Origin of the sequence: Caldicellulosiruptor diazotrophicus, from assembly GCF_017347585.1 — a bacterium.
GTDB classification, from domain to species: Bacteria; Bacillota; Thermoanaerobacteria; order Caldicellulosiruptorales; family Caldicellulosiruptoraceae; genus Caldicellulosiruptor; species Caldicellulosiruptor diazotrophicus.
On record NZ_AP024480.1, the window covers coordinates 1,120,713 to 1,145,089 of the forward strand.

Below are 24,377 nucleotides of genomic sequence, written 5' to 3' on the forward strand. Positions count from 1 at the left end.
TGACAAAAGAAAAAGAGGTGTAGTTATTGAATCTTCCAAATATTCTCACAATTTTAAGATTCTTATTAGTACCAATATTTACTGCAGTGTTTTTTTCTCACTTAAAATATAACTATATATTAGCACTTATTATATTTTTGCTGTCGGGTCTCACAGATATCTTAGATGGTTTCATTGCCCGAAAATATAATATGGTTACACAATTTGGAAAGCTATTTGACCCGCTTGCGGACAAGTTAATGATACTTACAGTCTTGTGGTGCCTTGTTTTAAAAGAATATATACCACCATGGGTTTTTTATATTGTACTTGCAAAAGAGATTTTTATGATATTGGGCTCAGCTCTTTTATATGGGAAAATAAAAATAGTAGTTTCTGCCAATATCTACGGGAAAATTTCAACTTTTTTGTTTTACATAGCAATTTTTTCGTTGATTTTAAGGTGGCAGATTTCTTTCTATATTTTAATACTGGCACTGATTATTGCTATTTTTGCACTTGTAATGTATATATTGAAATATGTAAATGAATATAAAAGACTCAGAAGCACCTCCCGTGAATAAACGTATTACAAACTGGTTAACCTACAAATAGGAGGTGCTTTTGTTATGAGTGAAAGAACTGAAAGAAGATATGCAAGCTGGCTTGGCATAATTGTAAGATTTGTTGTTGCTTCTTTTATGATGCTTTTAATGCAGTTAATCTACCCTAATTTTGTATTTAGCAATTGGATGATAGGAATAGCTTTAATTGCAGCAATATCTGTGATAACATATATAATTGAGAGAATAACAACGCTGTATAAAACCCCAATAGGAAGGGGAATAATTGCTTTTTTGGTGACGTTTGCAATTTTGTATTTTGGTAATATGTCGGTACCGGGTATTAAAGTACCCATTATAGCAAACTTAATTACTTCTTTTGTGGTAGGAATGTTTGATATATTTTTGCCTGATAGAGTATTTTAATTTGAAAGAAAAAGGGGGTCTTTTTTTGGATATAGGAAAAATATCTGTAGAGATACTTAAGAAACATGTTTTTAGTAACTTAAAGTCCAGCAGGAACATCTTGTTACTTCCTAATATTGGGGAAGATTGTGCTGCTGTAGACATTGATGGAGAAATAGCTGTTCTTACGATGGATCCTATTACTGCTGGAAACAGTATGAGTGGTTTTTTATCAGTTATTGTTGCATGTAACGATTTGGCGGCAGCTGGAGCTCAGCCTGTTGGGATACTTACTACTGTGCTTCTTCCGCCTGGAAGTACTGAGGATGATTTTGCGTATATATTATCTCAAATAAGAGATGCTTGCAATAAATTAAACATCCATCTCTTAGGTGGTCACAGTGAAGTGACAACTGCAGTTACAAGACCATTGATTGTTTCAACGGGCTTTGGAAAAGTTAAGAAAAATCTCCTTATTTCTACAGGAGGAGCAAAACCAGGAGATAAAATTGTTATTACAAAAACGATAGGTTTAGAAGGGACTTTTATTCTATACAGCAAGTACAAAGAAAAGCTTAAAAATGTACTAAATAGTTATGAGGAAAAGGAAGTAGAAAGCTTTATAGAAAAATTAAGTGTTATAGAGGAAGGGATGATAGCAAGAGAATATGCCTCAAGTATGCATGATATTACTGAAGGTGGACTTTTTGGAGCTATATATGAGGTATGCAGAGCATCTAATAAAGGAGCGATTATATATGAAAATATGATAAATCTCAGTAATGCAGTTCAGAAAGTATGTGCTTTTTTTGATTTAAATCCATATAAGCTTATTTCAAGTGGAAGTATGCTAATTACGACAAACAGGGCAGATGAACTGGTAAAAAAACTTTTGGAAAATGGCATTGAATGCTGTATAGTAGGAGAAATTGTGGAAAATCAAAGTATAGAATTTATTTCTAAAAGTGGAGAGAGAATTTATATCAATGAGCTGCCGATAGATGAAATATATAAAGTTGTGTAGAGGAGAGGTAGAAAGAGGATGAAAATCCTTGTCATTGATGATGATATAAAGATATGTGAGGTAATAAAACTCTACTTAGAAAAAGAAGGGTTTGAGGTAGTAGTTGCTCACAATGGTATGGATGGAATTGCTATGTTCAAAAATGAAATGCCCGACCTCGTAATATTGGACATTATGTTACCAAAAAAAGATGGATATGAAGTCTGTAGAGAAATCAGAAAAATTAGTAACATTCCAATTATAATGCTTACTGCAAAAGGCGAAACATTTGATAAGGTACTCGGATTAGAGCTGGGAGCAGATGATTATATTGTAAAACCATTTGATCCCAAAGAGCTAATTGCACGAATAAAAGCGGTGCTTCGAAGAACACAGGGTGAAATAAATGATGAAAAGGTTGTTGTATATCCAAATCTGACAGTAAATCTCACTACATATGAGGTGAAACTTGAAGATAAAGTAATAGATATGCCGCCGAAAGAGATTGAACTTTTGTATTTCTTAGCATCACATCCAAACAAAGTATTTACAAGAGAACAGCTTCTTGACCATATATGGGGTTACAACTTTGTAGGTGATACTCGTACAGTTGATGTGCATATTAAAAGAATAAGAGAAAAGATAGAAAAAGACAAATATCCTTGGAAGATAAAGACTGTATGGGGTGTGGGTTATAAGTTTGAAATTTAGGCTTTGTTGAGGAAGTGAAAAAATTGAAATCTATATATTTCAAGTTTGTGGTGATATATACAGTCATAATTGCAGTTGGATTTTTAATTTTTGGGACAGTGCTCAATAACCTTACGGAAAACTATTTTATTACTCAAAAACAGACTCAGCTTGTGCGTGAAGCTGAAAAGATTGCAACTGGCCTTGCACTTTGGTATATAACAGGCTTTTTAGAACAGGACAGATTAAGATTTGAGATTAGATTTTTGAGAGATTATTTAAATGCTTCAATTCTGCTGATTAATAAAAATGCAAATGTGATATTAAACTCTGATGAAAAGGTATATATAGATGACCTGAGTTTGCAAAAAATAAGAGATAAAGTCTTTGGAGGGGAAATAGCAGTAAAAAAGCTTCTCATAGGAGATATGATAAAAAGAGAATATCTTGTGATAGGATATCCAGTAGTGATAAATAACCACGTTGTTTCGGGATTGCTTCTTATCACATCAACTGATGAAATAAGACAAACATTAAAGATATATAACAGAATTATTTGGCTTATTACACTATTTGAAGTTTTAGTTGTTCTGATAATAACATATGCACTGACTCAAAGGATTATCACACCTATTAAAAAGCTTGCACAGGCTTCAAGAAGAATAGCTGAAGGTGATTTTTCACAAAAAATTCCTATTCCAAACAACAGTGATGATGAAATTAGCGAACTTATTTCATCTTTTAATTATATGACAGAAAAATTAGAAAATTTAGAAATGATGCGCAAAAGCTTTATTTCTAACGTGTCACATGAGCTCAGGTCTCCTCTTACCTCTATAAGAGGGTTTGTAGAAGGTATATTAGATAAGACTATTCCAGATGACAAAAAAGATTTTTATCTAACCCTTGTAAAAGAGGAAGTTATAAAACTTAATAACTTGATAAATCAACTTTTGGAATTGTCAAGGCTCGAGTGGGGGAAAATAAATCTTAACTTGAGCGAATTTAAGATTTATTCTGTAATTGTAGAGGAGCTAATTAAGTTTGAGAAAAGAATTGAAGAAAAAGAGATAGATGTAACTCTACAAGTTGATGAAGAGCTTATTGTCAAAGCAGATAAAGACTTGATAAGCAGGGTGGTGCATAATCTTCTTGACAATGCTATAAAATATAACAAGGTTGGTGGAAAGATATATATATATTCAGAAGTAGTAAATGGTAAAGCTTATATAACAATACAAGATACAGGTATGGGCATTCCTGAAAAGCTCCAAAAGCTTATCTGGGAAAGGTTTTATAAAGTTGATGAATCAAGAAGTCTTGAAAATGGAGTTGGGTTAGGGCTTTCAATTGTAAAAGAGATTATAAAGCTCCATAAACAGAATATCTGGGTTGAAAGCGAGGAAGGTGTAGGTTCCAAGTTTACATTTACACTTGATTTAAAATAGTTTTTATTATTTATTAACAATTCGTTAATAATTTTTTCAAAAACAGAGGGTAGAATTATAAGTGAAAAAACAAAGTGAGAGGTGAAGCAAAATGACAGATAAATTTGATTTCGAAACCCCAAACTTTCAACCATCCTACAGTCCTATAAATTTTGAGATTCCTAAAACAATAAGAAAGAAAAGGTCAATAAAAGATTATATATTTGCAGGGCTTGTAGGTGGTTTAATTGGCGCCATTTTAATGTCAATATTTTTTATGGCATATTTTGGTGTTAATTTTAACAATTTTAAAAATGATATTAATTCTACGTTGAACAGTTTCAACTTGAATAATTCAACTGCCACAGAACCTATTACAAAGACAGTTATACTCAATTCAGGTAACAGTTCATTTGTAACAGATGTGGCGCAGAAGGTTGGTCCAGCTGTTGTTGGAATTAAAAACAAGGGAACAGCTTATAACTGGTGGACAGATGAGGAACAAGAAATCACTATAGGTGAAGGGTCTGGGGTTATAATTAGTAAAGATGGTTATGTTGTAACAAACAACCATGTAGTATCAGGTGCTAAGTCTGTCACTGTAATTTTATCAGGCGAAAAGGAAGTGCCAGCTACAATCATTGGAACTGACGCATTGAGTGACATAGCACTTTTGAAAATTGACTCCAAATATGTAAAGGCTGTTGCTCCTCTCGGGGACTCCTCTAAGGTAAAAGTAGGAGAATTTGTAGTTGCAATAGGAAATCCTTTGGGACAAGAATTTGCAGGAACAGTTACATTTGGTGTTGTAAGTGCAGTTAATAGGAAGCTTGATATGGGGAACGGCATTCAGATTCCTCTAATTCAAACTGATGCAGCAATAAACCCAGGTAACAGTGGTGGAGCCCTTGTAAATAGCAGTGGTGAGGTTATTGGTATTAACACTGCGAAAATTTCTCAAACAGGTGTTGAAGGAATGGGTTTTGCTATACCAATAAATTATGTGAAGCCGATTATAAATGATTTGATGAAATATAAAAAGGTTTTAAGGCCGACCATAGGTATATCTGTAATGGAGTATTATGATAGATCTGGTAACGTTATGGGTATGTATATTTCAAAAGTTTATCCAGGCACAGGAGCAGCGAAAGCAGGTTTGAAAGAAGGAGATATAATTTTGCAGATAGATGGGAAGAAAGTTACTACATTTTCAGATATTCAATCAATACTTTCAAATCACAAAATTGGTGACGTAATAACTATAAAAATTCTACGTGATGGACAGACAAAAGATTTCAAAGTAACCTTAGGTACACCTGTTGATACAACTACTAATGACTAGAGTAAGTCTTGGGAACAATAAACAAGGTCACATCTTTTATAAAAGAGGTGTGACCTGTTTTTTTGTGTATTATCATTCCGAATATTATTCTGAAATATTTTAATTTTGTTCACAATTAATTATTGACATAAAGCCTTTTACTTTGATAATATGTACTTGTGAATATCAAACATTCGGATATAATATTTAAAAAATGTTCGTAGAAAGGTGGTATATTTGTGTTAGAAAATATCTTTAAGATCAAAGAAAGAAGAACTGATGTAAAGACAGAGGTATTAGCGGGTTTTACTACATTTATCACAATGGCATACATAATATTTGTCAATCCTTCTATTCTCAGTACAACTGGACTTGATAAGCATTCTGTATTTTTTGCGACATGTATTGGTGCGGCAGTTGGAACACTTATAATGGCACTCTATGCTAATCTTCCATTTGCACTGGCACCTGGGATGGGTCTTAACGCCTTTTTTACCTACACAGTATGCCTTCAAATGAAATATACTCCACAGCAGGCATTAGCAGCAGTATTTATATCAGGTATTATATTTGTTATTATTACGGCAGTTGGTCTCAGACAGGCTATAGTTCGTTCAATTCCTCAATCTTTGAAACACGCTATGACAGCTGGTATTGGACTTTTTATAGCTTTTATTGGATTTATAAATAGTGGAATAGTAGTAATTGACTCAAGTTCTAAGCTTCCCAAGTTTGGCGATTTTACATCTGCTTTCAAGTCTTTAACGAATAATCCTGATATAAACTCGGCAATAATATCTTCTCGTGGTGCAATTGTTGCTCTCGTAGGACTTTTGATTATAGGAATTTTAATTTCCAAAAGAGTAAAAGGTGCAATTATTATTGGAATAATTGTAACAACTATAATAAGTTTTCCCTTAAAAATTGTAGATTTGTCAAAATTTAAATTTTCGATGGAAGCATTTAAAGTTTCTGCATTTAACTTTGATTTTTCAGGACTATTTGCAGCACATGGTCAAGGAGGCAGCATAGGTGCGGTTCTTCTTAGTCTTTTTGCGGTGATATTAACATTTACTCTTATAGACATGTTTGATAGTATAGGAACCTTTGTAGGTCTTGCTGATAAGGCTGGGATGCTTGATGAAAAAGGAGATATTTCAAATATGGACAGGGCATTGATGTCTGACGCAGTTGCAACAATTATTGGGTCTATCTTTGGAACATCCACAGTTACAACTTATATCGAAAGTGCAGCTGGTATAGAAGAGGGTGGAAGAACAGGTCTCACGTCATTGGTCACAGGTATTTTGTTTATCCTTGCATTGGTGATTGCGCCGTTTATAGGGCTTGTGCCATCCCAGGCAACTGCACCAGCGTTGATTGCTGTTGGTGTTATGATGATAAGCTCTATCAAAAAGATTGATTTTAATGATTTCGAAGAAGCTCTTCCAGCATTTTTGACAATTGTAATTATGCCGTTTACTTACAGCATCGCAAATGGTATCTCAGCAGGTATTATATTCTATGTTCTGGTTAAACTTTTAAGAGGAAAAGCAAAAGAAGTTCATCCAATAACATATATTCTTGCTATACTCTTCATTTTAAGATTTATAATTATCGCACACTAAAAGAAAAAGGGGAGCATACAGATTGCTCCCCTTTAAAAATCCAGGAATTGCATAAATATACATTACTACTTTTCAAATAAAGTTTTAAGATTTAAAATATCAATCAGGAGGCTTTTAATATGAGTTATGTTATTACAAATCTTCTATATGAAGGTAAAGCAAAAAAAGTTTATGAAACTGAAAACCCAGAGGTTGTTGTAATTGAGTACAAAGATGATGCAACAGCTTTTGACGGAGCAAAAAAAGGTATAATTAATAATAAAGGAATTGTTAACAACTTAGTGTCAAACCATTTCTTTAAAATATTAGAGTCCAACAAAATTCCTACCCACTTTATTGAACAGATTGATGAGAGAAAAACAGCTGTTAAAAAGGTACGAATAATTCCAGTTGAGGTTATTGTGAGAAATATAGCTGCAGGTTCTCTATGCAAAAGACTGGGACTTGAGGAAGGATCAATTTTGAAAAGACCCATCTTAGAGTTCTGTTATAAAAATGATGTTCTTCACGACCCACAGGTAAATCAATACCATATTTTAGCTTTGGAACTTGCAACCGAGGATGAGATAAAAAAGATTGAAGAGTATTCTTTTAAAATTAACGATGTGCTCAGAAATTATCTAAAACAAGTTAACATTGACCTTATTGACTTTAAACTTGAGTTTGGTAGGTATAAGGGAGATATAATCTTGGCTGATGAGATTTCTCCAGACACTTGTAGGTTCTGGGATACTACAACTAAGGAAAAACTGGATAAGGACAGATTTAGAAGAGACCTTGGAAATGTTGAAGAGGCATATATGGAAATATTAAAAAGGCTTAGCTTGAACAAAAAGTAAATAAGTACGAAAATATTTACTTGAAAGGAGAAATAGAAATGCTCAAAGCAGAAATCTTTGTATATTTAAAAAAATCAATTTCAGATCCACCAGGTATTGCTGTGTTAAATTCTTTAAGGAGCTTGGGATTTAATAATGTAGAAAAAGTCAGAATGGGAAAGTATATTGTGGTATATTTGAACGAAACAGATATTGAAAAAGCAAAACAGCAGGTAAAGCTTATGTGTGAAAAGCTTTTATGCAACCCTGTCATGGAAGAGTACAAGTTTAATATTTCGGAGGAGTAAGAGATGAAGTTTGGCGTTGTAGTATTTCCGGGTTCTAACTGTGATGGCGATTGTTACCATGTCATTAAAGATGTAATAAATGAGGATGTCGAGTATATCTGGCATGACAGTGATGAAAAATTAACGGGGTTTGACTGTATAATCTTGCCTGGCGGATTTTCGTATGGGGATTATTTGAGAGCTGGAGCAATAGCAAGGTTTTCAAAAGTATTGCCAAGGATAGAGGAATTTGCGCACAATGGAGGACTAGTGATAGGGATATGTAATGGGTTTCAGATACTTACTGAGAGTCATCTTCTGCCAGGTGCGCTGATAAGAAACAAAAACCTTAAGTTTATTTGCAGCGACCAGTATGTAAAAGTAGTAAATAACAATACTCCTTTTACTAATCTTTACAAAGAAGGAGAAATAATAAACCTGCCTATTGCCCATGGCGAGGGTAACTATGTAGTGGATGTAGAAACATTAAAACAAATGATTCAAAATCAACAAGTTATCTTGCAGTATTGTGATAAATATGGAAATGTCAGCGATGAAACAAATCCCAATGGTTCTGTTCTAAACATAGCAGGTATATGTAACAAGGAAAAAAATGTTTTTGGACTCATGCCTCATCCTGAAAGAAGCAGTGAGAAAATTCTTGGTTGTGAAGATGGTAAAAAAGTGTTTTTAAGCATTGTCAATTATTTGAAATCGAGGTGATAAATTTTGAAAAAACATCTTTATGAAGAAGTGGGCCTGACATACGATGAGTACAAGATGATTGTGGAAATTCTGGGGAGAGAACCGAATGAGCTGGAGATTAACCTTTTTGGAGTTATGTGGTCTGAGCATTGTGGCTATAAAAACTCAAAAGCGTTTTTGAAGAATCTTCCTACAAATGGTGAACATATCCTTCAAGGTCCAGGGGAAAATGCAGGGATTGTTGACATTGGTGATGGATACGCAGTATGTTTTAAGGTGGAAAGTCACAATCATCCATCAGCAGTGGAACCGTACGAAGGTGCAGCAACAGGAGTTGGTGGGATAATACGAGATATATTTACAATGGGAGCAAGACCAATAGCTCTTTTGGATTCACTTAAGTTTGGTAACCTCAATGACAGCAGAACAAAATATTTGTTTGAAGGTGTTGTAGCTGGTATTGCAGGATATGGCAACTGTGTAGGTATTCCCACTGTAGGCGGGGAGACTACGTTTGACCCTATTTACAAGAACAATATTTTGGTCAATGTTATGTGTGTCGGTATCATGAAAAAAGATAAAATATTTAGAGGAGTTGCACAAGGGGTAGGCAATTCTGTATTTTACGTTGGTCATACAACAGGCAGAGATGGAATGGGTGGAGCAACATTTGCGTCAACAGATCTTACAGCTGAATCAGAAGAGAAAAGGTCTGCTGTGCAGGTTGGAGATCCATTTATGGAAAAGCTCCTTTTAGAAGCGTGTTTAGAACTTTTTCAGACGGATGCTGTGGTTGGTATTCAGGACATGGGTGCAGCAGGGCTTACTTCTTCGACGTGTGAAACAGCTGCAAGAGCGGGAACAGGAATCGAAATAGATGTAGCGCTTGTGCCAAAAAGAGAAGAAGGTATGAACCCAATTGAGATTATGCTTTCAGAGTCTCAAGAAAGAATGCTTGTCATTGTTAAAAAAGAAAAGGAAGAAGAAGTATATAAAATATTCGAGAAATGGGGACTTCATGCAGTAAAGATTGGAAGGGTAACAGATGACGGTATGCTCAGAGTTCTTGACAATGGCAAGGTAATTGCTGAAGTTCCTGCAAAGGCACTTGCTCATGCGCCTGCTTATGTTAGAGAAATAAAAGAGCCAGCGATAATAAAAGAGTCTGAAAAATTTGATATATATTCAATTCCACAACCAAATGATTTAAACGAGGCAATCTGCAAGATGATTTCAAATCCTAACCTTGCAAGCAAAGAATATGTATATCGACAATATGACCATATGGTCAGAACAGATACTGTCATAAGACCAGGCCATGATGCAAGTCTTCTGAGAATAAAAGGAACCAAAAAAGGTATTGCTGTCACAATAGATAGCAACGGTAGATACTGTTATTTAAATCCATATGAAGGAGTTCAGCTTGTGTTGGCAGAAAGTTATAGAAATATTGTGGCTGTTGGGGCAAAGCCACTTGCAATCACAGATGGACTTAACTTTGGAAATCCGCACTATCCGGAAATTTACTACCAGTTTGTCAAGACAATTGAAGGAATGAAAGTTGCATGCGAGCATTTTGAAACACCTGTGACTGGTGGAAATGTATCATTCTATAACCAGTCAGAAGAAGGAGCTATTTACCCTACGCCTGTAATTGGGATGATAGGTATTATTGACGATATTGAAAAAGCTGTTGATATTTCTTTCAAAAATGAAGGTGATTTAGTTGCAGTCATTGGAAAAACCGCAGATGATATTGGAGCAAGTGAATATTTAAGTTTTTATCAAGGAATAGTTTCTGGTAGGGTGCCCAAACTCGATTTGAAGCTTCATAAAAAAGTATGTGACAAGGTCTTAGAATGTATCAGAGAAGGTCTTTTTAACTCTGTTCATGATATTTCAGATGGAGGCTTTGCAATTGCTCTTATAGAGAGTGCATTAAGAGGTTCAAAGGGCGCTGAGTTGCAAATTAAAACAGAATTAAGAGAAGATTTTTATCTTTTCAGTGAAACACCGGGAAGGTTTATTGTTACATTTCAAGAAAGTAATTTAAGCAAAATACAGAATATATTAGATGATATTGAGTTTACTGTGATAGGAAGAGTAACTAACGAGTTTGTGATAAATGGTAAGATAAATAATAAAGAGATTCATTTGGACCTAAAAGAGGTTGAGAGAATATATCAGGAGGCAATACCATGTGCTTTAAAGAGGTAGAAGAGAGTTTTAAAGACCATTGCGGAATATTTGGCATATATTCTTCAGATGGTAAACTTGATGTTGCAAAGATTACTTATTTTGGACTTTATGCGCTTCAACACAGAGGCCAGGAAAGCAGTGGTATTGCAGTAAATGATTCAGGGAATATTATTTATCACAAGGATAGTGGTCTTGTCAATGAAGTATTCAATGAGGTTGTGCTAAATCATCTCAAAGGATATTCTGCAATTGGTCATGTGAGGTATTCAACAACAGGCAAAAGTGACAGGGAAAACGCTCAGCCACTTGTTATAAAATACAGAAAAGGTCATATGGCTCTTGCCCATAATGGCAATCTTGTTAATGCGCATATAATTAGAGAGAAACTTGAGCAGGAAGGTGCAATCTTTCAGACAACTATTGATTCTGAAGTTATTGCAAGTTTGATTTCACGTAACAGAATAAAATCCGAAAATATCGAAGAAGCTATTTTAAAAACTATGGATGAAATTAAAGGGGCATATTCTCTTCTGATTTTAACACCAAATAAACTTATTGCAGTAAGAGATCCTTATGGTCTAAGGCCACTTGTAATGGGGAGGATAAACAATAGTATTTGTTTTGCTTCAGAAACATGTGCTCTGGACACTATTGGAGCGGAATATATTCGAGATGTCGAACCAGGAGAGATAATTTCGGTAAGTAGAAATGGTATTAAGAGCAAAAAATATAAAAATTGCACTAAACACTTATGCGTGTTTGAATTTATCTATTTTGCAAGAGCTGACTCATATTTGGAAGGAATTAGCGTGTATGAAATAAGAAAGAGACTTGGGAGACAACTTTGTAAAGAGTCTTATGTGGACTGTGATATTGTGATTGGTGTGCCAGATTCTGGGACAACTGCTGCTATTGGCTTTGCTGAAGAAGCTGGTATTCCATTTTCTGAAGGGTTTATAAAAAATAGATATATAGGAAGAACGTTCATAAAACCTGAGCAGTCACAGAGAGAAATAGCTGTGAAAATAAAGCTCAATGTTTTAAAAAACAATGTGGCAGGTAAAAGAGTTGTTTTAATTGATGATTCTATCGTAAGGGGAACAACCTCGCGAAAAATTATAAAAATGCTGCGAGATGCAGGGGCAACAGAGGTTCATCTGAGAATAAGTTCTCCTCCAGTTGTTTTCCCTTGTTACTACGGTATAGATACACCTGACAGGAAAGAGTTGATAGCAGCAAATTATTTAACTGAAGAAATTGCAAGGATTTTGGGAGCAGATTCATTGGAGTACTTGAGTTTAAATGGTCTGAATGAGGTCTTTGAGGGTAAGATCAATCAGTTTTGTACAGCATGTTTTAACGGAGAGTATGTAACCGAGATACCAGAAAATTTTAATAAATATATTCTTGAAGAGGGTGTTTGAAAAATGACCACTTATAAAGATGCGGGAGTGAACATTGAAGAAGGTTACAGAGCAGTGAATTTGATTAAAAGCTTAGCGAGAGAAACTTTTGATTCAAATGTTATCACTGACATAGGTAGTTTTGGGAGTATGTATCTTTTGAATATTGGAAGTTCTGAATATATTTTAGTTTCTGGCACAGATGGAGTTGGTACTAAACTGAAGATTGCATTTTATCTTGATAAGCACGACACTGTTGGAATAGATTGTGTTGCCATGTGTGTCAATGATATTCTATGCCATGGAGCAAGACCACTTTTCTTTTTAGACTATATTGCATGTGGCAAACTAAACAGTAGCAAGGTCGCAAATATTGTGAAAGGCATTACTGATGGTTGCAAAATGGCTGGATGCTCGCTTGTAGGTGGGGAGACTGCCGAGATGCCAGGTTTTTACAAAGACGATGAATACGATTTGGCAGGGTTTGCAGTTGGAATTGTAGAAAAGCAAAAAGCGGTGTATGGAAAAGATGTGAACCAAGAAGATATTATAATTGGACTTGCTTCAAATGGTGTTCACAGCAATGGTTACTCACTTGTGAGAAAGGTTTTTGGGATAGACGAAAATCCCAAAGTGCTTGAAAAGATATATGAAGAGCTTGGGGTGTCACTTGGAGAAGAACTCCTGAAACCTACAAGGATATATGTAAAACCTGTTTTGAAAGTGCTTGAAAATGTTAATGTTAAAGGAATAGCTCATATAACAGGTGGTGGATTTTTTGAAAATATACCTCGTGCTTTTCCAAAGGGTTATTCTGCTGTTATTGAAAAAGGCAGCTGGGAAGTGCCTGTTATATTTAAGTTGATTCAGGAATGTGGAAAAGTAGAAGAAAGAGAGATGTTTTCAACATTTAACATGGGAATAGGTATGGTTCTAATAGTTTCTGAAGAAAATGTGGATTTGACATTGAAGATTTTAGAACAAGAGAAAGTAAATGCATGGGTAATAGGCGTAATTCAAAAAGGTGAGGACGGAGTTGTTTTAAAATGAAAAAATTGGCTGTATTTGTTTCAGGTTCTGGATCTAATCTTCAGGCTATCATCGATCAGATAAAAATTGGAGAGATACCAGCTACTATCTCGTGTGTCATATCCAACAAAAAAGATGCATATGCGCTTGAAAGGGCAAGAAAAAACGGTATTCAAGCAATTTATATATCCAGGAGAGATTTTCCCTCTTCTTTGGAGTATGAAAAATATTTAGTAAACTTTCTTAAAAGTCAAAAAATTGATTACATCGTTTTAGCAGGTTTCCTTTATATATTTTCAGAGTATTTTGTAGAAGAATTTAGAAACAAAATTATAAACATTCATCCATCTTTGCTCCCGGCATTTGGAGGAAAAGGTATGTATGGAATAAACGTACACAAAAGTGTGTTAGAGTATGGAATGAAGGTAACAGGTGCAACAGTACACTTTGTTGATGTAGTGCCTGACGGTGGCCCAATAATCTTGCAAAAGGCTATATATGTAAGGGAAGATGATACTCCAGAGACTCTTCAAAAGAGGGTACTTGAAGAGATTGAATGGAAGATATATCCTTTAGCTATAAAGCTTCTTTGTGAGGATAAGATAGAAGTTGTAGGCAGAAAAGTTATCATAAAGGATAAAGAAATCTTAAAAAAGGTGGGAATTGAAATATGAATAAGAGGGCAATTATAAGTGTTTACAATAAAAACGGGATAGTGGAATTTGCTAAAAAGCTTAAAGAATTTGGATATGACATTATCTCAACAGGCGGTACTATGAAGTATTTGACCGAAAATGGGATTGAGGTTATAAACATCTCTGAAGTGACCCGTTTTCCTGAAATTTTGGATGGTAGAGTAAAAACTCTTCATCCGAATATTCACGCAGGGATTCTTGCGATAAAGGATAATAGAGAACACTTGGAAACTTTAAAGGCGTTGGATATTCTATCAATCGACATGGTTGTGGTTAACCTTTATCCATTTAAAGAGACTATTTTCAAAGAAGATGTTACACTTGATGATGTTATAGAAAATATAGATATAGGTGGACCTACCATGATTCGAGCTGCTGCAAAAAATTTTAAATATACAACAGTAATTGTTGACCCTGAAGATTACGATACAGTAGCAATGGAAATAGAAAAAAATGGAGAGGTTTCTTTTGAGACGAGATTTTATCTTGCCACAAAAGTTTTTGAATACACTTCATATTATGATTCAATGATTTTTAACTATTTCAAATATGTACGAAATGACCAGTCGTTTTCGAAGCACTTTACGGTACCACTTGAACTTTTGCAGAACTTAAGATATGGTGAGAATCCACACCAAAAGGCATGTTTTTATAAGATATCGTTACCATTCATCGAAACCTCTAATATTGTAAATTGTACTCAGCTTCATGGCAAAGAACTTTCATATAACAATATACTTGACAGTGACAGTGCTATAGAACTTTTGAAGGAATTTGATGAACCTACATGTGTTGCTATAAAGCACAACAACCCATGTGCGGTAGCATCGGCGGAAAATATCTATGAAGCTTACAAAAAGGTATATGAAAGCGATCCAGTATCAATATTTGGCGGCATTGTTGCTTTCAACAGAAAAGTTGACAAGGATACAGCAGACCAGCTCAAAAAGATTTTTCTTGAAATTGTGATTGCTCCGGAATTTGACGAGGATGCTCTTTCTATCCTGTGCTCCAAAAAAGATTTGAGAATTTTAAAATTAGCATCTTTAGAAAAAACTAATGCTTTCTACGATATAAAATCTGTAAATGGTGGCGTTTTAGTGCAAGAAAAGGATAAAATGCTTTTCAAAGACGGATTTCAGGTTGTTACAGAAAGAGAGCCTTCAGAAAAGGAACTGGAAGATTTAATCTTTGCCTGGAAGGTTGTAAAACATGTAAAATCAAATGCTATAGTAGTAGCAAAAGATAAAATGACCATAGGCATTGGAATGGGCCAGACGAATAGAATATGGGCGGTGGAACATGCAATTTCAAGGTCACGATTTGATTTAAAAGAAGCGGTGCTTGCATCCGATGCATTTTTCCCGTTTTCAGATAGTGTTGAAACTGCAGGCAAAGCAGGAATTAGTGCTATTATCCAGCCAGGTGGTTCTATACGAGACAATGATTCTATTGAGATGGCAAATAAGTTTAATATAGCCATGATATTCACAGAAATGAGACATTTTAGACATTAAGAAAGAGGTGGAATTTTAACCATGCGAATACTGATTATAGGAAATGGTGGACGTGAACATGCTATTACATGGAAGATATACAATGAAGGATACAAAGATTTGTTCTGCATTCCAGGAAATGCAGGAATAAGCGATATAGCTGAGTGTGCTGATATTAAAGTAAATGAGTTTGACAAGGTAAAGGACTTTTGTTTAGAAAAAAGAATAGATTTTGTGGTTGTTGGTCCTGACAATCCTCTGGCTGACGGGATTGTTGACTATCTTGAGTCTTTTGGTATAAAGACGTTTGGACCTACAAAAGATGCTGCAATGATAGAAAGCAGTAAAGCTTTTGCAAAAGATTTAATGAAGAAATATGGAATTGAAACTGCAAGATATGAGGTGTTCACCAACTATGAAGATGCATATAAGTTTGTAAATCAAATATCTAAGTATCCAATTGTTATAAAAGCAGATGGTCTTGCTCTTGGAAAGGGTGTTATTATTGCAAACACTAATCAAGAGGCAGTAGAAGCTTTGGACCTCATTATGAAAGAAAGAGTTTTTGGAAATGCAGGTAACAAGGTAGTTATTGAAGATTACCTCATAGGTGAAGAGGTTTCAGTATTTGTTGTTTCTGATGGTAAGGATATTGTTCCTCTTACAACAGCAAGAGACCATAAAAAGGCATTTGATGGTGATAAAGGACCAAATACAGGTGGAATGGGAGCTTTTTCCCCGTCCAAACTGGTAAATAAGGCAGTTTTTGAGGATATTTTAGAAAACATAATGCTCAGAGCAGTATATGGTATGCGGAAAGAAGGAAGGCCTTTCAAAGGAGTATTATATGGAGGGCTTATCCTTACAGAAGAGGGGCCAAAGGTTTTAGAATTTAATGCACGTTTTGGAGACCCAGAAGCCCAGGTAATTTTGCCACTTATGAAAAGTGAGCTTATTGAAATAATGGTAAAGGCAAGAGAAGGGAACTTAAAAGGTATTGAACCTAAATTTGATGAAGGATATTCTTTGTGTGTTGTGCTTGTATCAAGGGGGTATCCAGACAAATATGATATTGGTTTTGAAATAAACGGATTTGAAAATCTTGATAAAGGGACAATAGTGTTTCATGCAAATACAAAAAAGGAAAATGGTAAGATAAAAACTGCTGGTGGAAGAGTTTTGAATGTAGTTAGAAAAGAAAAGACGTTAAAAGAAGCGAAAGAGAAGGTGTATGAAGAGGTCAGAAAAATTAATTTTGAAAATATCTTCTATCGAACTGATATAGGGGATAAAGAGATTGATTAAGCTTTGTGTTTTAAGAAGTGAAAAATGAGGTATAAATTATTTGACAGTTTAAATTCTGAAAAAGGAGTGAATGTTTAAAGTGGAAATTTGGGTATGCAGTATATGCGGCTACGAGTACAATCCTGAAAATGGAGACCCTGAAAATGGTATTGCGCCAGGAACAAAGTTTGAAGATCTCCCTGACGATTGGGTCTGTCCTATTTGCGGAGTTGGCAAGGACATGTTTGAGAAAAAATAATTTTGATGAGTAATTGGGGTGCCCTAAGTCATCTTTGGCAGTTTGTTGGGATGACTTAGGGCGTTTTTATGGTATATAATAATCCTATAGGAACATAAAAGAGGTACTAAAAAGAATGTTCATAGATACTTCTTCCTATATTTTTCTGAACGATGTTTTTACACAAGCTGACAGAGGTTTGAAAAAGGTTTCCTATGAAATTATAAAAAATGAGAATGGTTTTTCAGTAAATTTTTCTTTTACTGACAATTGTAAAGTCAATAATATAGGAGTGGCTTTTGACCTTCAAGACAATGAACTTATTTTTATGCCAAGGCTTCAAAGAGGAAAAAAAGGGCTTGTGTGCAATAATTCAAATATACAGATGATACTTTTGAGAGTTAAAAATTCGTTTTTTTTGTTAAAAGTTTATGGTATTTTAGAACTAAATGAAAGATATTTAAGATTTGCAACAAAATTAAAAGAAAGACTTTTGTGTATTGGATTCTACCATTCGTTTTGGATAGATGAAGCAGCAGATAGCTTTTGTTATCAAAATCTGCTATCAGTCTCTGAAATGAAAAAAGGTTCAAATATAAAAATAGAAGTCAAGGTACAGAAAGGAAGTTCAATTTATGATTGTATTGAAAACTTTGATTCCAAATTGAAATTTTTTGAAGTTGGGATTAATATAGAATCAGCAAACAAACCAAATTGTGTCTGTACAATAGATATTACGAGGTATTCAAAGATGGATATTGCAAGAAGACATCAGTTATCTCTTATTATTCCAGCAAAGATGCTAAAATTTTGTTTTTTATATCTGCCTAGAAAACTTGAAAATTTCGAGCTCTCTTATACATCATCGTTGCAATCCTCAAGTTTTTATTATTTAAAGATTTTAAACGGGCTTAAGAAAAGTGAAATTTTGAATCTTAAAGAAAGCATAGAAATATTAGCTACAAAAGAAAGCATTTATTTTAACTTTTACAATAAAAATCTTATGTTGACCTCAGTGAAAACTTATTATCATCTACCCTATATTTTACTTCTTTATATAAAACTTTGTTCTTTGTTAGGAGCAGAAATAAATGCTTCAATTGAGAAGCTCATCGACGAGATAGAATGGTACGTTATGAATAAATACAAATTTTTCACAGATGAAACTTTGAGAAACATAGAAGAGTTTGATAGAAAATTTGAAAATGAGATGTATCCAAATGAAGTCCTAACAATATATATTTGTTATGAGCTGTACAGGTTTCTCTTCAACTACTATGAAGATTTAAGTTACTATAAAACAAGTAATGATTTAAAGGCTTTATTGTTTCTGTACTATGATTTTGAGCATGAACGTTTTTATAAAAACAACTATTCATTAAAAAAAGAAGAACTTCTAAGAATTATTGAAAGGGAAGATAGAAGATGAAATTAGTTATATTTGATGGAAATAGTATTTTATATAGGGCTTTTTTTGCTCTTCCTGAACTAACAACTTTGAGCAATATCCCGACAAACGCTATTTATGGTTTTGTAAATGTGTTATTAAAATATTTAGAGCAAGAGAGTCCTGATTATGTTGCGGTTGCGTTTGATAAAAAAGGAAGACAGGCACGCAAAAGCGAGTACGAAGAATATAAAGCTAACAGAAAACCTATGCCAGATAACCTTCAAGTACAAATTCCTTATGTTCGAGAAATTCTTTATGCCCTCAACATTCCAATTGTTGAGTTTGAAGGATTTGAGGCAGATGACGTAATTGGCACACTTGTGAATAAGTTTAAAAATACTGGTTTGGATATTGTTATTATCACAGGTGACAGAGATACTCTTCAGTTGCTCGACAAAAATGTAGTTGTGAAGATTGTTTCAACAAAATTTGATAAAACAGTAGAAGATTTGTACACTGTGGAAAATATTAAAGAAAAATATGGGGTTTGGGCAAATCAAGTGCCTGATTATAAAGCTCTTGTTGGAGATCAATCGGATAACATTCCCGGGGTAAAAGGAATTGGTGAAAAGAGTGCGCAGAAGCTTTTGGAGGAATACTCATCTTTGGAAGAAATATACCAAAATTTAGATAAAATTAAGGGTTCTATCCGTGAAAAGTTGGAAGCAGGAAAAGACATGGCATTTTTGTCCAAACGCTTAGCAACAATTGTATGTGATTTACCACTAAATGTTAAACTTGAAGATTTGAGAACAAAAGAATGGAACAAGGAAAGGCTATATGAGATTTTGGTCCAGTTGGAGTTCAAAAGCATAATAAAACGGCTAGGGCTATCAGAAGTGGTTCAATTTGAATTTGTTCAGCAACGAACTGATATCCCTGACGTAGAGAAAAAAGAGCTTGAAAGCATTTCACAAATAATAGCAAAAGAGATTCCATTAATGTTTGTACCGGATGAAAAGTGTTTTTATTTGTATGATCAAGAAAGTAATACTGTGTTTGTAACCAAAGATAGACATATGATAGAAAAAATTTTACAAAGCGAAGCCGTGAAAATCGTATATGATTTAAAAAGTATATTTCATGAACTTAATTTGAAAGATACGAATAATGTTAAAAATTGTGAGGATGTAATGATTGCTTCTTATGTTCTTGATAGTACAAGGAGTTCATATAATATAGAAACATTGTTTGTATCCTACTTAAACACCGATATAGAAGCTGTTAAAAAGGATAAAAAGATGGTTTCGGTAGTCCTGTTAAAACGATTATGGGATGAACTTTCAAGATTGATTGATTTAAATTCATGCAGGTTTGTGTATGAAAACATAGAACGTCCTCTTATTCCAATTCTATACGAGATGGAAAAAGCAGGGTTTAAGGTAGACAGAGATGTCCTGCTCCAGTATACCAAGGAGATTGAAAGCAAAATATTAAAACTTGAAACGCAGATATACCAAATTGCAGGTGAGTGGTTTAATATAAACTCGCCCAAACAGCTTTCTTACATTTTATTTGAAAAGTTAAAACTTCCTGTGATCAAGAAGACAAAAACAGGATACTCCACCGATGCCGAGGTTTTAGAAGAGCTTTTTGACAAACATGAAATAGTTCCTCTTATTCTGGACTACAGGATGTATACCAAGATACTAACAACCTATTGTCAGGGATTACTCCAGGCAATAAATCCTTCTTCCGGCAGGGTTCATACAACATTTATTCAAACAGGTACAGCAACAGGAAGGCTTGCGAGTAGCGATCCTAATTTGCAAAATATACCTGTGAAATATGACGAGGGAAAGTTGATAAGAAAAGTTTTTGTAGCTGAAGAAGGGCATGTACTGATTGATGCGGATTATTCCCAAATTGAGTTGAGGATACTTGCCCATATTTCTGAAGATGAAAGACTTATAAATGCTTTCAAAAACAATGTTGACATCCATTCACAGACAGCAGCTGAGATTTTTGGAGTAGACATAGCTGATGTTACTCCACAGATGAGAAGTCAAGCAAAAGCAGTAAATTTTGGTATAATTTATGGAATTTCTGATTATGGTCTTGCAAGGGATATTAAGATTTCCAGGAAAGAAGCTGCAGAATTTATAAACAGGTATTTTGAGCGTTATCCTAAAGTTAAAGAGTATTTAGATAATATTATCAAATTTGCTCGTGATAACGGATATGTTTTGACTTTATTTAGCAGAAGGAGATATGTAAAGGACATAAAATCTGCAAATAGGAATGCAAGAAGCTATGCCGAAAGGATTGCAATGAATTCGCCAGTTCAGGGCAGCGCTGCTGATATCATGAAATTGGCGATGATTAAGGTGTATCAAAAACTTAAAAAAAACAATCTTAAATCGAAAGTAATTATGCAGGTACATGATGAGCTTTTAATTGAAGCTCCATACGAAGAAAAGGATATAGTAAAAAGAATTGTAAAAAGAGAAATGGAAAATGCAGTAGCTTTAAAAGTGCCTCTGGTAGTTGAGGTAAAAGAGGGTCTGAACTGGTATGAGACAAAATAAAGTCTTGGGAATTACAGGGAAGATGGGTTCAGGTAAGAGTACCATCAGTAGCATATTAGCACAAAGTTACGGATTTAAGGTAATTGATGTTGACAAAGAATATCATATACTTTTGGAAGAGAACGAAGAACTCAAGAAGAAATTGGCTGACATTTTTGGGGAGGAAATATTGGTATCAGGGAGAATAGACCGAAACAGGTTAAGAGCTTTAGTTACTGCTAACAAATCACGTATTGAGATTTTAAATAAGATAACTCATTCGTTCATTTTTGAGAGGGTAAGCTACTTAGTTTTTGAGGTCTTTAGAGAATACCCTACTGTTATAGATGCTGCACTTTTATTTGAGGTAGGTCTCCACAAAATCTGCTCTGTTGTATGGTTTGTGGAGGCAGAAGAAAACCTGTTGGTTGAAAGAATAATAAAAAGAAATGGGTGGGACGAAAAGGAGATAAAATTTTTTTTAGAAAGGCAGAAAATATTAGAGAACTATAAGGATCTTGCCAACAGGGTTATAGTGAATAATTTTGACATTGAAAAGTTAAAAAGTGTAATAAGAAAATATCTCAAAGAGGATGGGTTGATTTGAAGAAGAAGGTTATTATAATAGTCTTGCTAATTGTTTTTCTTTTATTCTTTGAAAGATTTTATTTTTTTGTCCTAAAGCAAATATATCCACTGAAATTTTCTGAAAGTATAAGTAAATATAGCAGTGAAATAGGGGTAGACCCATATTTGATATGTGCAATAATAAAATCTGAAAGTAACTTTAACCAGTATGCAGTTTCGAGAAAAGGCGCCGTTGGACTCATGCAGCTTTCACCTTCAACTGCGAAGTGGATTGCTCAAAAGCTTAAAACGGAATATGTAGAAGATAGCCTCTATAATCCTGATTACAATATAAGACTTGGTTCGTGGTATATAAAATATCTTATAGACTACTACTCTGGCGATACAAAGCTTGCAGTTGCAGCTTACAATGCTGGTATGACAAATGTAAATAAGTGGCTTTCGATTAGAAAAAGAAGCACTATTGAAATAACAGAAATTCCTTTTAAAGAGACAAACTATTTTGTAAAAAGAGTTTTTAAAAGTTATGAGATGTACAAAAAACTTTATCCAAAAGCATTTAAAAATACAGATTATTGATGAAAACGCGACACAGATTTTCCAAACATACGTTTGAAAATTGTTGATTAATGAGATAAAATAAAATTTGGTGATTTGAGATGAAGAAATTTAAGCTTGTTTCTGACTTCAAACCAACTGGTGACCAGCCAAAAGCAATAGAGATGTTAACGGAAGGCATTTTAAAAGGCGAAAAATTTCTGACTCTTTTGGGTGTTACTGGGTCTGGCAAGACATTTACAATGGCAAAAGTCATTGAGAATGTTCAAAGACCCACGCTTGTGCTGGCACATAACAAGACTTTAGCAGCACAGCTTTGTAGTGAGTTTAGAGAATTTTTCCCAGAAAATGCAGTTGAATTCTTTGTAAGCTACTATGACTATTATCAGCCTGAAGCATATATTCCAGAAACTGACACATATATTGAAAAGGATTCGTCTATAAATGAAGAAATTGATAAGCTCAGACACTCAGCTACGTCTGCTTTATTTGAAAGAAGAGATGTTATAATTGTGGCAAGTGTATCTTGTATCTACAGTTTGGGTAGTCCCGAGGACTATTTAAACCTTACCATCTCTTTGCGCCCTGGCATGATAAAAGACAGAGACGAGGTCATAAGAGAGCTTATAAGAATGCAGTATGAAAGAAATGATATCGATTTTGGAAGAGGCAGATTTAGAGTAAGAGGAGACATACTTGAAGTTTTCCCTGCATCTACTACAGAGAGGGCGATAAGAATAGAATTTTTTGGGGATGAGATAGAAAGAATTACAGAGTTTGATGTTGTGACAGGTGAAATAATTGGGCGAAGGAACCATGTTGCAATATTTCCAGCATCTCATTATGTAACAACAGCAGAGAAGTTGAAAAAAGCGATAAAAAGTATAGAAGAAGAACTTGAACAGAGGCTAAAAGAGCTAAGAAGTATGGGGAAGCTTGTTGAAGCTCAGAGGTTAGAGCAGAGAACGCGTTATGATATAGAGATGCTTCAGGAAATGGGTTTTTGCAAAGGAATAGAGAACTACTCAAGACACTTAACTGGCAGGCCACCAGGAAGTCCACCGTATACTTTGCTTGATTATTTTCCGAAGGATTTCATAATGTTCATTGACGAGTCACATGTTACTATACCTCAAGTAAGAGCTATGTACAATGGCGATAAAGCAAGAAAAGATGCCCTTGTTGAATATGGTTTTAGACTTCCATCAGCATACGACAACAGACCATTGACATTTGAAGAATTCGAAGAAAAAATCAACCAAGTAATTTTTGTAAGTGCAACACCCGGGCCGTATGAACTCAAAAAATCTTCACGCATTGTTGAACAAATTATAAGACCGACAGGGCTTGTTGACCCAGAAATTGAGGTTCATCCTGTAAAAGGTCAGATTGACCATCTAATTGGTGAAATACGAAAACGAGTGGAAAAGAACCAGAGAGTTCTCATTACTACACTTACTAAAAAGATGGCTGAAAGCCTTACTGACTATTTAAAAGATGTGGGAATCAGAGTTAGATATATGCATTCAGACATAGACACAATTGAGCGTATGCAGATTATAAGAGATTTACGACTTGGGAAGTTTGATGTTTTAGTAGGGATAAATCTGCTCAGAGAAGGTCTTGACCTTCCCGAGGTATCACTTGTTGCTATTTTGGATGCTGACAAGGAAGGTTTTTTGAGGTCAGAGACTTCGCTTATCCAGACGATTGGACGTGCTGCAAGAAATGTTGATGGAAAGGTTATAATGTATGCAGATAGAGTAACAAACGCTATGCAAAGAGCCATTGATGAGACAAACCGACGTAGGAAAATTCAGATAGAATACAATCAAAAACACGGTATTGTACCTCAAACTGTAAGAAAAGGTATAAGGCAGATAATTGAAGCTACCGTGTCTGTGGCTGAAGAGGAAGAGAAATATGAAGTTGTGGAGAAAGACATTGTAGAAAATATGACAAAGGAAGAAATAGAAGAATATATCAAGGAACTTGAACAGGAGATGAAAAAGCTTGCTATAGAACTTGAGTTTGAGAAGGCTGCAAAAGTGAGAGACAAAATATTTGAACTCAGAAAATTTCTTTAATGGTTTTGTTGGTTGGA

The 24,377-nt window shown here is 34.5% G+C and carries 22 protein-coding genes; all 22 read left to right on the forward strand.

Going from position 1 to position 24,377, the window contains the following annotated elements; all coding sequences use genetic code 11:
- Positions 1–26 precede the first annotated feature (26 nt).
- The 22 genes from pgsA to uvrB all read left to right on the forward strand — a co-directional run bounded on the left by pgsA (position 27) and on the right by uvrB (position 24,360).
- Complete coding sequence (gene pgsA, locus CaldiYA01_RS05345) at positions 27–563, forward strand: CDP-diacylglycerol--glycerol-3-phosphate 3-phosphatidyltransferase (RefSeq protein ID WP_207182251.1); 537 nt, start codon at positions 27–29, stop codon at positions 561–563.
- Positions 564–608: 45 nt separating this feature from the next.
- Positions 609–968 (forward strand): phage holin family protein, encoded by a 360-nt coding sequence (locus CaldiYA01_RS05350; protein ID WP_207182259.1) that lies wholly within the window; start codon positions 609–611, stop codon positions 966–968.
- A 25-nt stretch (positions 969–993) separates the two neighbouring features.
- The gene (locus CaldiYA01_RS05355; RefSeq protein ID WP_207182260.1) at positions 994–1,971 is read left to right on the forward strand and encodes an AIR synthase family protein; all 978 of its coding nucleotides are present in this window, start codon (positions 994–996) and stop codon (positions 1,969–1,971) included.
- A gap of 18 nt (positions 1,972–1,989) precedes the next feature.
- The gene (locus CaldiYA01_RS05360; protein ID WP_207182261.1) at positions 1,990–2,661 is read left to right on the forward strand and encodes a response regulator transcription factor; all 672 of its coding nucleotides are present in this window, start codon (positions 1,990–1,992) and stop codon (positions 2,659–2,661) included.
- 14 nt (positions 2,662–2,675) lie between these two features.
- Positions 2,676–4,088, forward strand: coding sequence for a sensor histidine kinase (locus tag CaldiYA01_RS05365; protein ID WP_238480605.1), 1,413 nt, complete (start codon positions 2,676–2,678; stop codon positions 4,086–4,088).
- 91 nt (positions 4,089–4,179) lie between these two features.
- Positions 4,180–5,409 carry a S1C family serine protease gene (locus tag CaldiYA01_RS05370; RefSeq protein ID WP_207182263.1) on the forward strand — a complete coding sequence of 410 codons (1,230 nt, stop codon included), beginning with the start codon at positions 4,180–4,182 and terminating at the stop codon, positions 5,407–5,409.
- Positions 5,410–5,627: 218 nt separating this feature from the next.
- Positions 5,628–7,016: an NCS2 family permease gene (locus CaldiYA01_RS05375; RefSeq protein ID WP_207182264.1), complete on the forward strand. Its 1,389-nt coding sequence runs from the start codon at positions 5,628–5,630 to the stop codon at positions 7,014–7,016.
- A gap of 119 nt (positions 7,017–7,135) precedes the next feature.
- Positions 7,136–7,855 carry a phosphoribosylaminoimidazolesuccinocarboxamide synthase gene (gene purC, locus CaldiYA01_RS05380; protein WP_207182265.1) on the forward strand — a complete coding sequence of 240 codons (720 nt, stop codon included), beginning with the start codon at positions 7,136–7,138 and terminating at the stop codon, positions 7,853–7,855.
- Between the two features lie 38 nt (positions 7,856–7,893).
- Positions 7,894–8,142: a phosphoribosylformylglycinamidine synthase subunit PurS gene (purS, locus tag CaldiYA01_RS05385; protein WP_207182267.1), complete on the forward strand. Its 249-nt coding sequence runs from the start codon at positions 7,894–7,896 to the stop codon at positions 8,140–8,142.
- Positions 8,143–8,145: 3 nt separating this feature from the next.
- Positions 8,146–8,844, forward strand: a complete 699-nt coding sequence (purQ, locus tag CaldiYA01_RS05390) for a phosphoribosylformylglycinamidine synthase subunit PurQ (protein ID WP_207182269.1) — start codon at positions 8,146–8,148, stop codon at positions 8,842–8,844.
- Between the two features lie 6 nt (positions 8,845–8,850).
- Positions 8,851–11,043 (forward strand): phosphoribosylformylglycinamidine synthase subunit PurL, encoded by a 2,193-nt coding sequence (purL, locus tag CaldiYA01_RS05395; RefSeq protein WP_207182277.1) that lies wholly within the window; start codon positions 8,851–8,853, stop codon positions 11,041–11,043.
- Positions 11,025–12,449, forward strand: a complete 1,425-nt coding sequence (purF, locus tag CaldiYA01_RS05400) for an amidophosphoribosyltransferase (protein ID WP_207182282.1) — start codon at positions 11,025–11,027, stop codon at positions 12,447–12,449. The genes purL and purF overlap by 19 nt, the downstream gene beginning before the upstream one ends.
- 3 nt (positions 12,450–12,452) lie before the next feature.
- Positions 12,453–13,478, forward strand: a complete 1,026-nt coding sequence (gene purM, locus CaldiYA01_RS05405) for a phosphoribosylformylglycinamidine cyclo-ligase (RefSeq protein ID WP_207182283.1) — start codon at positions 12,453–12,455, stop codon at positions 13,476–13,478.
- Entirely contained in the window at positions 13,475–14,131 is a 657-nt protein-coding gene (purN, locus tag CaldiYA01_RS05410; protein WP_207182284.1) for a phosphoribosylglycinamide formyltransferase, read from the forward strand. The genes purM and purN overlap by 4 nt, the downstream gene beginning before the upstream one ends.
- Positions 14,128–15,669 carry a bifunctional phosphoribosylaminoimidazolecarboxamide formyltransferase/IMP cyclohydrolase gene (purH, locus tag CaldiYA01_RS05415; RefSeq protein WP_207182286.1) on the forward strand — a complete coding sequence of 514 codons (1,542 nt, stop codon included), beginning with the start codon at positions 14,128–14,130 and terminating at the stop codon, positions 15,667–15,669. Before purN ends, purH begins: the two co-directional genes overlap by 4 nt.
- A gap of 21 nt (positions 15,670–15,690) precedes the next feature.
- Positions 15,691–16,953: a phosphoribosylamine--glycine ligase gene (gene purD, locus CaldiYA01_RS05420; protein ID WP_207182288.1), complete on the forward strand. Its 1,263-nt coding sequence runs from the start codon at positions 15,691–15,693 to the stop codon at positions 16,951–16,953.
- A gap of 79 nt (positions 16,954–17,032) precedes the next feature.
- Positions 17,033–17,191 carry a rubredoxin gene (gene rd / locus CaldiYA01_RS05425; RefSeq protein WP_013430239.1) on the forward strand — a complete coding sequence of 53 codons (159 nt, stop codon included), beginning with the start codon at positions 17,033–17,035 and terminating at the stop codon, positions 17,189–17,191.
- Positions 17,192–17,306: 115 nt separating this feature from the next.
- Positions 17,307–18,599 (forward strand): hypothetical protein, encoded by a 1,293-nt coding sequence (locus tag CaldiYA01_RS05430; RefSeq protein WP_207182290.1) that lies wholly within the window; start codon positions 17,307–17,309, stop codon positions 18,597–18,599.
- Complete coding sequence (gene polA / locus CaldiYA01_RS05435) at positions 18,596–21,148, forward strand: DNA polymerase I (RefSeq protein WP_207182292.1); 2,553 nt, start codon at positions 18,596–18,598, stop codon at positions 21,146–21,148. The genes CaldiYA01_RS05430 and polA overlap by 4 nt, the downstream gene beginning before the upstream one ends.
- Positions 21,135–21,734 carry a dephospho-CoA kinase gene (gene coaE / locus CaldiYA01_RS05440; protein ID WP_207182313.1) on the forward strand — a complete coding sequence of 200 codons (600 nt, stop codon included), beginning with the start codon at positions 21,135–21,137 and terminating at the stop codon, positions 21,732–21,734. The genes polA and coaE overlap by 14 nt, the downstream gene beginning before the upstream one ends.
- Positions 21,731–22,294: a lytic transglycosylase domain-containing protein gene (locus CaldiYA01_RS05445; protein ID WP_207182316.1), complete on the forward strand. Its 564-nt coding sequence runs from the start codon at positions 21,731–21,733 to the stop codon at positions 22,292–22,294. Before coaE ends, CaldiYA01_RS05445 begins: the two co-directional genes overlap by 4 nt.
- 80 nt (positions 22,295–22,374) lie before the next feature.
- Positions 22,375–24,360 carry an excinuclease ABC subunit UvrB gene (gene uvrB / locus CaldiYA01_RS05450; RefSeq protein ID WP_207182318.1) on the forward strand — a complete coding sequence of 662 codons (1,986 nt, stop codon included), beginning with the start codon at positions 22,375–22,377 and terminating at the stop codon, positions 24,358–24,360.
- The last annotated feature ends 17 nt before the right edge of the window (positions 24,361–24,377 follow it).